The 14,403-nt window shown below is 62.5% G+C and carries 11 protein-coding genes; 3 read left to right on the top strand and 8 right to left on the bottom strand.

Going from position 1 to position 14,403, the window contains the following annotated elements:
• The first annotated feature begins 67 nt into the window (after window positions 1-67).
• Window positions 68-4,030 carry a two-component regulator propeller domain-containing protein gene (locus VGD45_RS06720; protein WP_331154504.1) on the top strand — a complete coding sequence of 1,321 codons (3,963 nt, stop codon included), beginning with the start codon at window positions 68-70 and terminating at the stop codon, window positions 4,028-4,030.
• Between the two features lie 69 nt (window positions 4,031-4,099).
• The gene (locus VGD45_RS06715; RefSeq protein WP_331154503.1) at window positions 4,100-5,140 is read left to right on the top strand and encodes a DUF5924 family protein; all 1,041 of its coding nucleotides are present in this window, start codon (window positions 4,100-4,102) and stop codon (window positions 5,138-5,140) included.
• A gap of 54 nt (window positions 5,141-5,194) precedes the next feature.
• On the opposite strand, the gene VGD45_RS06710 is transcribed toward VGD45_RS06715, so the two are convergent.
• Window positions 5,195-6,853 carry a phospholipase D-like domain-containing protein gene (locus VGD45_RS06710; protein WP_331154502.1) on the bottom strand — a complete coding sequence of 553 codons (1,659 nt, stop codon included), beginning with the start codon at window positions 6,851-6,853 and terminating at the stop codon, window positions 5,195-5,197.
• A gap of 224 nt (window positions 6,854-7,077) precedes the next feature.
• Here VGD45_RS06710 and VGD45_RS06705 point away from each other — a divergent pair, with 224 nt between their 5' ends.
• The gene (locus tag VGD45_RS06705) at window positions 7,078-7,512 is read left to right on the top strand and encodes a cupin domain-containing protein (protein ID WP_331154501.1); all 435 of its coding nucleotides are present in this window, start codon (window positions 7,078-7,080) and stop codon (window positions 7,510-7,512) included.
• Window positions 7,513-7,559: 47 nt separating this feature from the next.
• On the opposite strand, the gene VGD45_RS06700 is transcribed toward VGD45_RS06705, so the two are convergent.
• The 7 genes from VGD45_RS06700 to cyoA are packed head-to-tail and all read right to left on the bottom strand — an operon-like array spanning window position 7,560 to window position 14,388.
• Window positions 7,560-8,135 carry a response regulator transcription factor gene (locus VGD45_RS06700; protein ID WP_331154500.1) on the bottom strand — a complete coding sequence of 192 codons (576 nt, stop codon included), beginning with the start codon at window positions 8,133-8,135 and terminating at the stop codon, window positions 7,560-7,562.
• Window positions 8,128-9,444 carry an ATP-binding protein gene (locus VGD45_RS06695; RefSeq protein ID WP_331154499.1) on the bottom strand — a complete coding sequence of 439 codons (1,317 nt, stop codon included), beginning with the start codon at window positions 9,442-9,444 and terminating at the stop codon, window positions 8,128-8,130. The genes VGD45_RS06700 and VGD45_RS06695 overlap by 8 nt, the downstream gene beginning before the upstream one ends.
• Window positions 9,441-10,238: an SURF1 family protein gene (locus VGD45_RS06690; RefSeq protein ID WP_414717559.1), complete on the bottom strand. Its 798-nt coding sequence runs from the start codon at window positions 10,236-10,238 to the stop codon at window positions 9,441-9,443. Before VGD45_RS06690 ends, VGD45_RS06695 begins: the two co-directional genes overlap by 4 nt.
• The gene (gene cyoD, locus VGD45_RS06685; protein WP_331154497.1) at window positions 10,175-10,573 is read right to left on the bottom strand and encodes a cytochrome o ubiquinol oxidase subunit IV; all 399 of its coding nucleotides are present in this window, start codon (window positions 10,571-10,573) and stop codon (window positions 10,175-10,177) included. The genes VGD45_RS06690 and cyoD overlap by 64 nt, the downstream gene beginning before the upstream one ends.
• Window positions 10,570-11,202, bottom strand: coding sequence for a cytochrome o ubiquinol oxidase subunit III (gene cyoC, locus VGD45_RS06680; protein WP_331154496.1), 633 nt, complete (start codon window positions 11,200-11,202; stop codon window positions 10,570-10,572). The genes cyoD and cyoC overlap by 4 nt, the downstream gene beginning before the upstream one ends.
• Window positions 11,203-11,206: 4 nt before the next feature.
• Window positions 11,207-13,225 (bottom strand): cytochrome o ubiquinol oxidase subunit I, encoded by a 2,019-nt coding sequence (gene cyoB / locus VGD45_RS06675; protein WP_331154565.1) that lies wholly within the window; start codon window positions 13,223-13,225, stop codon window positions 11,207-11,209.
• Window positions 13,225-14,388: a ubiquinol oxidase subunit II gene (gene cyoA, locus VGD45_RS06670; RefSeq protein ID WP_331154495.1), complete on the bottom strand. Its 1,164-nt coding sequence runs from the start codon at window positions 14,386-14,388 to the stop codon at window positions 13,225-13,227. Before cyoA ends, cyoB begins: the two co-directional genes overlap by 1 nt.
• Between the last annotated feature and the right edge of the window lie 15 nt (window positions 14,389-14,403).

Raw genomic sequence — 14,403 nt, 5'->3', positions numbered from 1 at the left:
TCGTGCGATGGACGCACCCGCCATAACACGAGCGAGCACGGAGGTTCTGGGCACGTTGAGGAAATGCGTGCTGTCCCTGCTCGTGCTCGCCCTGATGCCGCTCACGGCGCAGGCGCTGACGCCGAACAAGGCGCCGAGCCAATACGTGCTCGACAGCTGGCAGCTCGACAAGGGCCTGCCGCAAAACTCCCCCATGTCACTGGCGCAGACTCGTGACGGTTATTTATGGGTCGGCACGCAGGAAGGTCTGGCTCGCTTCGACGGCGCTCGATTCGTGGTGTTCGAGCGCCGGAATGTTCAGCAGTTCCGCAGTAATTTCATCACAGCCCTGCGCGCCGATCGCGACGGGCGGCTGTGGATCGGCACTGCGTCGGGGGCGCTCCTGCTGGAGGCGAATCAATTCAAAAGGGTCGGCCTCGACACTGCGCTCTCTGGTGCGCCAGTGCACGACATCATCGAGGATGGCCGCGGCGATGTATGGATCGCCACCGAGCAGGGACTGTTCAGACAGCACGCAGATACCATCGAAGCGGTGAATCTGGCGAGCCCCGAACCCACCGGCCGCATCAAGGCGGTGCTCGAAGATCGTGAGGGCACGGTGTGGGTGGCGACGGCTCTGCAGGGCGTCTTGCGCATCGACAACCGCGACTCGAATTATAAGTTACTGCCCGCCGCGCCCAATGCTCCCGCGAACGCCAGCGCATTGCATGAAGATGCGGACGGCACGATCTGGATCGGCACCGAAGAGGGCCGGCTCTTCAAACACAATGCCAGCAAGTTCCACCCGGTCCACGCGGATCGCGATATCGGCGGCACTATTCGCGCTCTGTTACGCGATCGCGACCGTAATTTGTGGATCGCGACCACAGGCGCCGGATTGTTTCGTCTGACCGGTTCGAAGCTCGTAACGCTGGACTCGGGCTCGGTGCCCAGCAACGACGTCCGCGTGCTGCTCGAAGACGTCGAAGGCAGCCTCTGGGTCGGCTCATACGGCGGCGGCCTTCTACGTTTGCGCGACGGCAAGTTCACATCGTATGGCCTCGCCGAAGGCCTGCGCGGCAATCTGTCCTGGACCATCGCGCCGGGCAAAGGCCAGGATGCCTGGGTCGGAACCGACGCCGGACTGAGCCACTACGACAACGGTCGATTCGAATATCTGTCGCCGCGCTTCGGACTCGAAAACGTGCGAGTGCGCACGGCCCTGGTGGATCGCAACGGCGCGTTGTGGTTCGGCACTCAAGGCAAAGGCGCGTATCGCTATCGAGACGGCCAGCTCACCGAGTACAGCAAGCGCACCGGCCTGTCCGGCAACGTCGTCAAGGGCATGATCGAAGACTCGCGAGGTCGCATCGTCGTCGGCACCGATCAGAGCATCGATATCATCGACCAGGGAACGATCCAGCCGCCCCTGCCCGCGATCGCCGCGCTGGGCGCGGTTACGACGAGCGTCATTCACGAAGACAGCCAGCACAGGCTGTGGTTCGCCACCGACGCGCACGGTTTATATGCACTCGCCAACGACGGGTTGACCGCCTACACACCCAAACAAGGCCTGCCCTCCAATCGTGTGCTCACCATGCACGATGACGGTCACGGCGGACTCTGGGTCGGAACGACCGGTGGCCTGGCCCGCATCCGCGATGGCGAAGTCACATCGCTGGCCCGCGGCGCGGGGCCTCAGACAGAAACAGTGATCCAGATCCTGCGCGACGGACATGACAGCTACTGGCTGACGACCAATCGCGGACTGTTCGCAATCGCGAGTCAGGATCTCGACATGTTTGCTGCCGGCCGCGCGACAAGGCTCAAGCATCGTCGCTATGGCATCGCCGACGGCTTGCGCACTTCCGAGTTCAACGGCGGAAATACACGCGCGGGCACGTTGATGCCCGACGGCTCGCTGTGGTTGCCGACCATTCGCGGCGTCGTGCGCGTCGACCCCAGCGCCATCCCCAGCAATCCCCTGCCGCCGCCGGTCAACGTCGAGTCGCTCATCGTCGATGGCAAGTCACAAGCGCTCGCGAGCAACGTGCGTATCCAAGCCGGCGCCACGCAATGGGAAGTGCAGTACACCGCGCTCAGCCTGGCGGCGCCCGAGAAAGTGCAGTTCCGCTATCGTCTCGATGGCTTCGATGACAGCTGGATCGATGCAGGCACACGCCGAAGCGCCTACTACACGCGCCTGCCGCCGGGCGACTACACCTTCCGTGTCCGCGCCAGCAACAACGACGGCGTTTGGAACGAAACAGGCGCCACGCTGCGGTTCACGCTCGCGCCGCATTTCTATCAGACCACGTGGTTCTCCATCCTGTGCATCACCGCGGCGCTCGGCCTGGTGTGGTTGTTATATCGATTGCGAGTCGGCCACCTGAACCGCAACGCGCTGCGCCTGGAGAATCTGGTCGCCGAACGAACTCGCGCGCTCGCGGCCGCGAAGGAAGACGCCGAAATGGCGACCCAGGCCAAGTCGCACTTCCTCGCCAACATGAGCCACGAGATCCGCACGCCGATGAACGGCATTATCGGCATGGCGGGCTTGTTGCTCGACACGTCGCTCGATCGCTCTCAACGAGATTGCGCCGAGACCATTCGCGCCAGCGCCGGCTCGCTGCTGACGATTCTCAACGACATCCTCGACTTCTCGAAGATCGAAGCCGGCAAGCTCGACATCGAGCGGCTGGAGTTCGACGTGCGCGATCTAGTGGACGACGTGGGCGCGATCATGGCGTTCCAGGCCGCGGCCAAGAATCTCGAACTGATCGTGCACGTGCGGAGCGACGTGCCGAGACGTTTGCTGGGCGATCCGCAGCGCATCCGTCAATGTCTGCTCAATCTCGTCGGCAACGCAGTCAAGTTCACGCAGCACGGCCAAGTCGTGCTCGATGTCGCCCAGAGCGCCGACGAGGACGACGGTCGTGCCCGCCTGACCTTCTCGGTGCACGACACGGGCATCGGTATCGCAACGTCGGTGCTCGATCGCCTGTTCATGCCCTTCACGCAAGCGGATACATCGACGACCCGTCGCTTCGGCGGCACCGGCCTGGGGTTGTCGATCGTGCGCAAGCTGGTGGAAACGATGGGCGGAAACATCGGCGCCAAGAGCATCGAAGGCAGCGGCTCGACCTTTTGGTTCAGGCTGCCTCTTCCGGTGATCGCTCACTCGCCGGCCGTTTCCAGCCCACGGACTGGCCGCGTCCTCGTCGTCGACGACAACGAGCGTTCGCGAGGATCGCTTGCCGACCAACTCCGAGACGCCGGCTTCAACGTTGCGCTGGCTCAGGACGGCGAGCAGGCATTGGAAATATTACGCGCTGCGGATCGTCCCTTCGATCTCGCGCTCATCGATCACCACATGCCGCAACTCGATGGCGTCGCACTCGCTGCCGAGATTTGCAGATCACCGGACTTGTCCGCGATTCGTCTGGTGCTACTGACCCCAGTCGATCGCAGCAGCGACCTGCAGCGAGAGACCCATGGAACATTCTTCGGCTACTTGCCCAAGCCGGTGCGCACCAGCGCGATGCTCGATTGCATCGACCGCGCCCTGCGCCCGGCGGCGTCGCATGACCCATCGTTGCCGGCCGAACCCGCATCGATCGTCCCTCAAGGCCTGCCCTTCGTCGGCGGGCGCGTGCTGCTCGCCGAAGACAACGCCGTCAATCAACGCGTGGCCCGTCGTTTCCTGGAAAAACTGGGCTGCGAGGTCGACGTGGTGGACGACGGCGCGCAAGCAGTCGAGGTTCTGGGACGCTCCAGTTACGACCTGGTGCTGATGGACATGCAGATGCCCACCATGGACGGGCTGGAAGCCAGTCGTCTCATCCGTGCTCGCGAGCAAGCGGGTGCTCGCGTGCCCATCGTCGCTCTGACCGCCGACGCGATGGTCGGCACGCTCGAACGCTGCCTGGCCGCGGGCATGGACGACTATCTCACCAAGCCGATCGACCGGAAGCGTTTGGAAGAAGTGCTCACGCGCTTCGTGCCCCGGAAAAACAACCCCACGGAGCCCTCGGCGGCGAGCGCCGGATAATCACCGACGCCTTGACGCCGATCGCAAACACCTTCCCTTTTGTCTCCGGCTCGGCGACCCTTTCGCCACATGGAGACAGATTCGACGACCACAGCAGCAGCGACCAACGAACGCGAGTCCTCGAGGGCCTCGACGCGAATCGCGCGCGCTATTGAACGCGTTCCCTGGCTCATTCCGAGCATCAGTTTCGTCACGGGCGTGATCGGCTTCGCCATGGTGAAGCGCGGCGCCGGCCTCGCGCGGTACATCGCGGTGGCCGCTCTGGCTGGCTGGGTGTGGCTGCTCATCGAGCCGCTGGTGCGGCGTTACCTCGAAAATCGCCGCTCGGGCATCGGCAAATTCGTGTCCAACTTCCTGACGCAGTCCTTGCAGCAGGAAGTGCTGTTCTTTTCGTTGCCGTTTCTATTCGGCTCCATGCAGCGCGATGTCGGGCAGATTGCATTCATCGCCGTCGCATCCGGCGCCGCTCTTCTCACTGCGCTCGATCCGTTATACGAACGCTGGATCGCGGCGCGCGCGGCCACCCGGTTACTGTTTCATGCGTACTGCAGTTTGATTGCCGCGGTGGTCGTCGTGCCCATGGTGGTGCACTTGTCGCTGGATGAATCGTTGCCGCTCGCGCTTGGCGGCGTGAGCCTGTGGTTGTTGTTGACCTCGCCCATGTCGTTACGCTCGCTGCGATCCAGTCGTCACCGATGGATCTGGGTTGCCTGTTCCGTGCTCGCACCGTTGCTGATCTGGGTTTTGCGCGCACACGTCCCACCAGCAGGTCTGGCGGTGACGCAAGGCGTGATCACACAATCCATTGCCGATCTGACGCCCGGCCCGCCTGTACGCACATTGACGACGTCGGAGCTCGCGGCGGGCGTCGTTGCGTTCGCCGCGATTCGCGCGCCGAGCGGTGTCGCGCAGTCCATCGTGTTCGAATGGCGTCATCGCGGCGAAATCGAACGCATCAGCTCTGAAATTCGCGGCGGCAACGAGCAGGGCTGGCGTACCTATTCACGCAAAGAAAGTTTCCCCGCCAACGCGGTCGGCCGCTGGATCGTGGATGTGAGGACGCCGCAAGGTCAGCTGCTGAAGCGAATGCAATTCATCGTGCAGGGCTGAGCTACCGCGTCGCCCTGTTCCGTCGCTTCGGGCGTGAGACGCGACGAGTGTGAGTCACCTGGATTGCGGAGTCTCGGGTCCGTGGGCAGAAGCTGTTGCGGAAGGTTGCGGCTGACGCGCATCAGGCTGAGGGCGCGGCTCGAGGCTCCGGAGTGACAACGCGGCCTCGGCTTGCAGCTCCTCGATCACGGTACTGACACTCTTCGTTAACGATTGCAGAGCGGGCACTTCGCCCCACCACCCGCCGGCGGTCAAGGCCAGCAACACGATCACTGCTCGTTGAGCGAACGATCCGCGCGGCTTGGTACGCGCGGTTGGCGGCGGGATCCAGTGACAATCGCGATCGAACAACGGCACCAGTAGCGGCCCGAGATGGGCCGCCAACGTTTCAGGACGCAAACGAATCAATCGACGTTGGCCACATGCAAGCGTCGGGAGCCTGGCGAGCCCGTCGGTGCGTACCATCTGGTCGATGGCGCTCGGCGTCATTTGCAGATGTTCCGCGAGTAGCTCGTTGCGCAGCTCTGCCATGCGTTGACGATGCTCAGCCGTCGTGGCTTCCAATACCAGATTGCATTCGACATCGAAGCCCATCGAGCGACGGTTCAAGTTGGCCGATCCCACAGTCAGCCAACGATCGTCGAACAGCCCCAGCTTGGAATGCAGATTGATCCCTTCACCGCCACTCAGCGCCGCCACCAGCGGCACACGTTCGGTCACCCCGCTGTCCGCGAGCACGCGATGGAAACGCTGCATGCCGTGGCCCATCGTGTGCAGCTCCGCTGCTGTCTTCGGACGTTCCATGCCAACGAGCAGCCCCTGCAGCGCCGGCGCTTCTCTACAGCGCTTCGCTATGGCCTCGGCGATATGAGTGCAGGTGAAGTACTGGTTCTCCAGATATAGCGAGCGCTCCGTGCGCCCGATGGCCGCAAGATAAAACGCTTCCACTTCTCTCACCGGCTCCGTGCACGGCGGCGCCGGCAACGTGCGACAGACGCCGACGTTGATGCGACGAAAATGCACCGGCACCGCTTTCGGCCAGCACTCGTCGTTCACATGCACTGCAGCCGGTGCTCCACCTCCGGGCCAGTTCTCACGCAAATACGCGGCGATGTCCGTGACTACCGGGCCGCTCACGCACAGTTGCGTGTCGTGCACCGGCATGTAACTCGTGCCGTCTTCGTTACGGCGCCGCGGATCGTCCGAGGAATGGTCGCGCGTGTCCCAGCGATTGTGGGTCAGATCGATACCGCCGACGAAAGCGATCGAATCGTCGACGACTACGACCTTGTGATGAACGCAACCGGTAGTTGGGTGCTGGGCGTCTTCGTAAAATAGAACACCGCGGGCTTCGAGTTGCTCACGCGTGTCCGGCTCGCGGTCGTCGCGGTAGAACCAATGATAGTTCCAGCGGGTGACGTGGACTTGCAGCCCCGGACGAGTCCGCACGAGGTACCCAAGCAACTCGCCCAGTTGCGTCGGCGCGGTCAGTGCTTCTCCGGACGCATCATCGGAGATGGGTAAGTGCACCCGGCTGTCGATATCCCATCCAGCGATCAAAATCAGCTTACGTGCGCGTAGCAGAGTCGCCCGCAAGGCCGCGAAATATTCCTGGCCATCGATCAGCAACGTGGCCTGCTCCGCCATCGAAGCGCGCCAACAGGTCTGCCCCGGGCGGAGAATCGATTCACTGTCCGGACGACTCGGGGACATAGCCCTCTTCTGCTATGAATGAAGCACGCGTATCGGCACAACTCAACAGGGGGCCACTCGTTCCAATCCCCGTGAAATCCGAGGCAGGGCGGAGAAAAACTACATACAAATGTGTGCGGTGTTGGCAGTCGCGACCGACACGGCCGTAGAAAATAGCTGACAATAGCTCGGCGCTTCGCGTACTGTTCTGCCGCGCGCCCAATCCAGCTTTGCAGGAGCCCGTTGTGATCACATTTCGCGACATCACGATTGCCGCCGTTTGCGTGACCGCCACGTTTGCCATCACCGCCATCAGCGCGCCCAAGCCCATCGGATCGGTAGCTATCGACTGGCGCGACATCCCGGTCCAGCAAGAGGAAGTGCGTGCTGTTCGCCAGTTCCTGCGTGCACCGACCGCCACGCTGGACGAACTGGAGTTGCACGTCACGACGCTGCCCGCCGGCGCAACGTCGCATGCGCCCCACAAGCATCCCAACGAAGAGTTGGTGATCGTCAAGGAAGGCACGGTCGAAGTGCTGGTGGACGGTCAGCTGAAGCGAGTGGGCCCGGGTTCGGTGGTCTTCAACGCATCCAACCAGATGCATTCCCTGCGTAATATCGGCGAGGGGCCGGCGACTTATCACGTCATCAACTGGAAGACGCCGGCGACTCCGAAGTAGCAGGCGGCGTCGGCAGCGATCGCATCGTGACGATCGAATCGGCGGGCCTACTTGACCTGACGCTTGAGCAGCTTACGCGCCAACGTGCGCCGATGAATGCCGAGCCGGCGGGCGGCCTCGGAGATATTGAAATCGGCGTCGGCGAGGGTCTGGTGGATGCGCTCCCACTCCAGCGTCTTGATGGACGTGGGCCGGCCGCCCAGTTCCACTTCGGCGTCGCCTTCGGTTTTCTCGAAGGCCTTTTCGATGTCGTCGGTGTTGGACGGCTTGGCGAGATAGTGGCGAGCGCCGAGCTTGATGGCCTCGACCGCGGTCGCGATGCTGGCGAAACCGGTGAGCACGACGATTTTCATTTCTTCATCATGCGTGTGCAGCGTCTGCACGCATGACAAACCGGACGCGCCATGCAACTTCAGATCGACCACCGCGTAGCCCGGCGACTCGGACTTCAGCAGCTCCACGACCTCTTCCTGACTCTGCGCCGTCAGCACGCGATAGCCGCGACGTTCGAACGAACGCTTCAGCGTGCGCGCCAGCGCCTCGTCATCTTCGACGATGAGCAGCAACTTCTGCGCGTGACCCGCATCGACGGCGGCGTCATCGTTGTCGACATCCTCAGCCACGATCTTTCTCTCGATACATCAACGCTGCCAGCGGCAGCTCGACGGTGACGGTGGCTCCGCCCGCTTCGCGATTCTGGGCAGACACGCGACCGCCGAATTTCCGAATCACGTTCGACACCAGAAACAATCCCAAACCCGCGCCCCGGCGCGCCTTGGTCGAACTGTACGGCTTGCCGAAGTTTTCCAACATCTCGGGCGTGAAGCCGGGTCCGAGGTCGAGCACTTCGATCCGCAGCATGTCACCGCGGCGCTCGGCGTTCAATCGAATCCAACCGGGCGAGACCTCGAAGGCGTTGTCGAGCAGATTGGTCACCACCTGCTTGAGCGCCTGATCCGACACGATGGTCACGTCTTCCCCCAGCGCGCCGCTGCCGGCGTGATATTGGAGCGTTCCGGCCGGGCGGCCGTCGGACCAGTCGCGCGCGATCTCGTCGAGAAAGCGATGCAGAGTGGTCACGGCCGGAGCTTCGCCTCTCGCCTCGCCCGCCGATAGCAGAATTCCGCTGAGAATACTCTTGCAGCGTCGGATGGCGGCCTGCATCTCCTTCAGTTCCTGGAGCATCTCGGGATGCTGGGCTATTTCAGGCATGCGCCGCCAGTCGCCGAGAATTACCGAGACGGCCGCGAGCGGCGTGCCCAATTCATGCGCCGCGCCCGACGCAAGCAGGCCAATCCGCACGATGTGCTCCTCTTCGGACGCGCGTTGCTTCAACTCGGCGAGATAGGTGTCGCGCTCGCGAAGATTCCGTGTCATCCGGCTGATGAACCACACGAGCAGTACCGCCCCGAGCACGAAACAAACGAACATGCCGAGAATGTGCAATCTCAGCAGACTGGTGGACGGCTCCACGGCCAGCGGCTGATTGATGCCGATCAATCCCAGGAAGGCGATGAAGGTCGCGGCCACGATCAGCCAGGCGCCAGCCCCGGGCAACAACACCGCCGCCAGCGCGATCTGCAACAGATAAAGCGCGGTGAATGGATTGGTCGCGCCGCCGCTGAAATACAGCTGCACGGTGAGCGCGGCTACATCCAGCAGCACCGCGAAAAACAGCGCCTGGCTGTTGACGTGCAAGTGCTTCCGCAACCAGAAAAAGCTGAGCGCGTTGAGCGCCAGCAACGCGCCGAGCACCGACGCCATCGGCTCCAGCGGCAGCGGAATGCGCAGCCCGAAATGCACGATCGCAATGGTGATGACCTGCCCCAACACCGCCATCCACCGCAGCTGGATCAACAGCTCCAGGTTCTTACGATTGGCGGTATCGATATGGGACGGAGCGACCGGCTCGACGGATGTTGTCGAATTCACGTTGTGCTAATCATCGTATTGGGCCTGCGCGAGCGCCACTCATGGCGAAGCACCAGGCCCGCGCCCCCGGCCAGCATCAGCGCCAGCGCGAACCAGGTGAGCGCATACTGCAGATGATTGTTGGAAAAAGCGATCACCGTCAGCCCACCCACGGGTGCGCCGGCGATCTTCGGGTCGGATGCCTCGGCATCGATGAAATACGGCGCCACGTCGGTCAGACCCCGGGCGGCCGCGATGGCAGCCACATCCCGCGAAAACCAGCGATTTTCGGCGGGCTGATTGGTTCGGAGGTACCCGCCTCCGGACTCACTCAGACGCAGCAGCCCGGTCACGGTGGTCGTGTCTTCGATCTGACCTTGGGGGCGGCTGGCGGGATCGCGCTGGGGCGGCGGCACGAAGCCGCGATTGATCAGGACGGTGAATCCTTCGACGGTCTCGAACGGCGTCAGCACCCAGAAACCGCCGCCGAGCTCGGTCACGGCCTGCACCAGCGTTTCCCGATCGTTCAGGTAACGTCCCTGGACGGTGACGCGGAGATATTCGCTGTTGGCGCGATCGACGCTCGGCCACTGCTCGCGACCCGGCGGAGCCACCGGATTCGCATGAACTCGCTGCTCGACGCGCTCGATCAGATCGCGCTTCCATGCGAGGCGATGGACCTGCCAGACGCCGAGGCTGACCAGCAATCCGATCCCTGCCAGAGCGGCGATAGCTATCGCCGCCAGCCTGATCACAGCGGCTGACTGACCTCGTGCTGGGGCATCATGTTGGTGTCGAGGTGAAACATCACCCATAGCGAACCCGCGAGCGTGATGACGACGAGGATCAGCGTAAAGACCAGCGAGGTCAGCGTCCAGCCGTCCTCGCTCTTGGGGGTCATGTGCAGGAAGTAAACCATGTGCACGACCATCTGCACGGCCGCGAAGCCCATGATGACGAACGCGATGGTCTGCTTGCTGAAGGCCACGTCGCCCATCACCAGCCAGAACGGAATGGCCGTGAGCAGCACCGAGAGCAAGAAGCCGATGACATACTCGCGCAACGTGCCATGCGGCGGCTCATTACCATGGAGGAGCCCGACTTCGTGGCCGCCGGAATGGTGGTGGGACGCGTGATCGTGAGCGCTCATCGCAGCATGCCCATCAGGTAAACGAACGTGAAGACGCCGATCCAGATCACGTCCAGGAAGTGCCAGAACAAGCTCAGGCACGCGAGCCGGCGCGCATTGGCTTTGTTGAGCCCGTGCTTGCCGATCTGAACCATCAACGTGATCAACCACACGATGCCGAACGTCACGTGCAGACCGTGCGTGCCGACCAGCGTGAAGAAGGAAGACAAGAACGCGCTGCGCTGAGGCGTCGCGCCCTCGTGGATCATGTGCGCGAACTCGTAGAGCTCGATCCCTAAGAACGCCGCGCCGAACAGGCCGGTGATGGCAAGCCAGAACTGAGTTCCCGCCACGTTGTTGCGATAGGAAGCCAGCATGGCGAAGCCATACGTGATCGACGAGAACAACAGCATCGACGTGTTGACCGCCACCAGCGACAGGTCGAACAAGTCCTTCGGTCCCGGTCCGGCCGCATAGTTGCCGCCGAGCACGCCATAGGTGGCGAACAGCACGGCGAAGATGAGGCAGTCGCTCATCAGGTAGATCCAGAAGCCCAGCAGCGTGCTGCCGCCGGCTTCGTGATCGTGCTCGTCCGCTTGGTAGAACAGCGTGCGAGCGGCCGCTTGTTCCGCAGTCAGTGCGTGACCCATTCGCTTAGCTCCGTGCCGCCGCGGCCAACAGCTGCGTGCGCTCTTCTTCGGCGCGGACTACTTCTTCCAGAGGCAAGCGATAGTCCCGGTCGTAATTGAAGGTGTGATAGATGGCGTAGCCGACTATGCCGACGAAGCTCAGCGCCGCCAGCCACCACATGTACCAGACCATCGCGAAGCCGAACGCCGTGCTCAACACCGCGATGATGAAGCCAGCGCCGGTATTGCGCGGCATGAGAATGGCCTTGAAGCCCGACAGCGGACGCTGATAGCCACGCTGTTTCATGTCCCACCACGCGTCGCCATCGTGAATGATGGGCGTGAACGCGAAGTTATAAGACGGCGGCGGCGAAGACGTCGCCCACTCCAGTGTGCGGCCATCCCACGGATCGCCCGTCGTGTCCCGTAGCTCGTTGCGCTTGCGGAAGCTGACGTAGAACTGCACCAGCATCGCGCCGATGCCGAGCGCGATCAGGAACGCGCCGAACGCGGCGATCTGGAACCAGATCTGCAACGACGGATCCTCGAAGTAACGCATGCGGCGAGTCACGCCCATCAAGCCGAGCACGTACAGCGGCATGAACGCCACCCAGAAACCCACCACCCAGAACCAGAACGAGACCTTGCCCCAGAACACGTCGAGCTTGAAACCGAACGCCTTGGGGAACCAGTAATTGATGCCGGCGAACAGACCGAACAGCACGCCGCCGATGATCACGTTATGGAAGTGCGCGATCAGGAACAGGCTGTTATGCAGCACGAAGTCGGCCGGCGGCACCGCCAGCAGCACGCCCGTCATGCCGCCGATCACGAACGTGAGCATGAACGCCACCGTCCACATCATCGGCAGCTCGAAGCGGATGCGGCCGCGATACATGGTGAACAACCAGTTGAAGATCTTCGCACCCGTGGGGATGGAGATGATCATGGTGGTGATGCCGAAGAACGAGTTGACGCTCGCGCCCGATCCCATCGTGAAGAAGTGATGCAGCCAGACGATGTACGACAGAATCGTGATCACGACGGTCGCGTACACCATGGAGCTGTAGCCGAACAGCTTCTTGCCGCAGAAGGTGGAAGTGACTTCGGAGAACACGCCGAACAGCGGCAGGATCAGGATGTACACCTCCGGATGGCCCCAGATCCAGATGAGGTTGACGTACATCATCGGATTGCCGCCGAAATCGTTGGTGAAGAAGTTGGTGCCCATGTAACGATCCAGCGACAGCAGCACCAGCACCGCCGTCAGCACCGGGAACGCGGCCACGATCAGCACGTTCGTGCACAGCGAAGTCCAGGTGAACACCGGCATTTTCATCAGCGTCATGCCGGGCGCGCGCATCTTGATGATGGTCGCCAGCAGGTTGACGCCCGATAACAAGGTTCCTACGCCGGCTATTTGTAGCGCCCATATGTAATAGTCGACGCCGACATCCGGACTGTATTGGATGCCCGAGAGCGGCGGATACGCCAGCCAGCCGGTGCGCGCGAACTCGCCGACGAACAGCGAGAACATGACGAGAATCGCGCCCGCCGTGGTCATCCAGAAACTGAAGTTGTTGAGGAACGGGAAGGCGACGTCGCGTGCGCCGATCTGCAGCGGCACGATGTAGTTCATCAAGCCCGTGACCAGCGGCATGGCCACGAAGAAGATCATGATCACCCCGTGCGCGGTGAAGATCTGATCGTAGTGATGCGCGTTGAGATAGCCCTCGGACCCACCGAACGCGATCGCCTGCTGCAGCCTCATCATGATGGCGTCGGCGAAGCCACGCAGCAGCATGACGATGCCGAGGATCATGTACATGATGCCGATGCGCTTGTGATCGATGCTGGTGATCCACTCGCGCCACAGGTAGCCCCACAGCTGATAGCGCGTCACCGCCGCCAGCATGGCGATGCCGCCGATGGCGACCGCCACGAAGGTTGCGACGACGATGGGCTCGTGCAGCGGCAGCGCCGCCGGGCTCAGGCGACCGAAGATCAGCTGCAGAATGGGAGAATCTTGATAAGGCAACTGCATCACTGCGAACTCAACGGACGGGTCGCGAACGGACTGGCCGCGTCCGCGACCAGCGAACGGGACATATTCGACACGGGGCGAGGCAGGCCGGCGCCACGCAATGGCGAGCGATCGACCTGCGGCAACAAATCATCTTCGAAGGTCTGCACCACCGGCGCGGTACACATGCCGATGACGTGCGAGGCGTCGGAGCCGAACACCGCACGTGGGCGATCGTCGTCGATCTTGGCGACGTTGTAGATGCCGCCCATGCCAAGCCCGCCGCGATCGTCGATGGCCATCATGTCGTGCATGCACATCTTGCCGGGCTCCACGCACATGCCGAGGATGGCGCTGTAGAGCTGCGAATCGACGGTCGAGAAATATCGGACCGGCTCACGTTCGGACGGCTTCGCCAGTTGCAGATACAGATCGCGGGTCAGCGATTGCTCACCCATGCGCGCGGTCGCGATCCAGCGTTGGAACTCGGCGTCGTTCACGCCGCGCACCTTGAATCTCATGCCGGAGAAACCCGCGCCGCTGTAGTTGGCGGAAAATCCTTCCGACACGCCGGCTTTGTTCAACACGCCGTTCAGACGCGTCTCCATGCCCGGCATCGCGTAAATCATGCCGGCCATTTCGGGGATATACAGCGAGTTCATCACCGACGACGCCGTGATTCGGAACGTCACCGGCTGATTCACCGGCACCGCCAATTCGTTGACGGTAGCAACGCCGTACTGTGGATAGATGAACAGCCACTTCCAATCCAGCGCCACGACGTTGACCTGCAACGCCTGCGTGTCCTGAGGCACTTCCTTGCCCGGCGCGAGCCGATCCAGCGGACGATAAGGGTCGAGCAGGTGCGTGCCGAGCCAGGTCAGCGCGCCGAGACAGATAATAATGAGTAGCGGCGCCGACCAGATCACCAGTTCCAGGCGCATCGAGTGATGCCAATCGGGTTCGTAGCGCGCTTCGCGATTATTGTGACGATAACGCCAGGCGAACAGAACCGTGAGCGCCATCACAGGAACGATGATGAGCAGCATCAGGAAAGTGGACCAGACCAGCAGATCGCGCTGCTGGGCGGCCACGTCGCCGGTGGGATTGAGCACCACCATGTCGCAAGCGGACAGCACCGCACAGAGCGGCAGCACCGCGAGCACGCGGAGTAAGTTCTTCATCGCTACTGATTTGGG

Source organism: Steroidobacter sp. (genome assembly GCF_036402275.1).
In the GTDB taxonomy this organism is placed as follows: Bacteria; Pseudomonadota; Gammaproteobacteria; order Steroidobacterales; family Steroidobacteraceae; genus Steroidobacter.
Note: the sequence above shows the minus strand (reverse complement) of the source record. Positions and strands in the feature narration are given on the sequence as shown.

Coding starts and splice junctions, on each gene's coding strand:
- VGD45_RS06715 (WP_331154503.1), top strand. CDS start 4,100: ATGGAGACAGATTCGACGACCACAGCAGCAGCGACCAACGAACGCGAG.
- VGD45_RS06710 (WP_331154502.1), bottom strand. CDS start 6,853: ATGTCCCCGAGTCGTCCGGACAGTGAATCGATTCTCCGCCCGGGGCAG.
- VGD45_RS06690 (WP_414717559.1), bottom strand. CDS start 10,238: ATGGGTGATGTTTCACCTCGACACCAACATGATGCCCCAGCACGAGGT.
- cyoD (WP_331154497.1), bottom strand. CDS start 10,573: ATGAGCGCTCACGATCACGCGTCCCACCACCATTCCGGCGGCCACGAA.
- cyoC (WP_331154496.1), bottom strand. CDS start 11,202: ATGGGTCACGCACTGACTGCGGAACAAGCGGCCGCTCGCACGCTGTTC.
- cyoB (WP_331154565.1), bottom strand. CDS start 13,225: ATGCAGTTGCCTTATCAAGATTCTCCCATTCTGCAGCTGATCTTCGGT.
- cyoA (WP_331154495.1), bottom strand. CDS start 14,388: ATGAAGAACTTACTCCGCGTGCTCGCGGTGCTGCCGCTCTGTGCGGTG.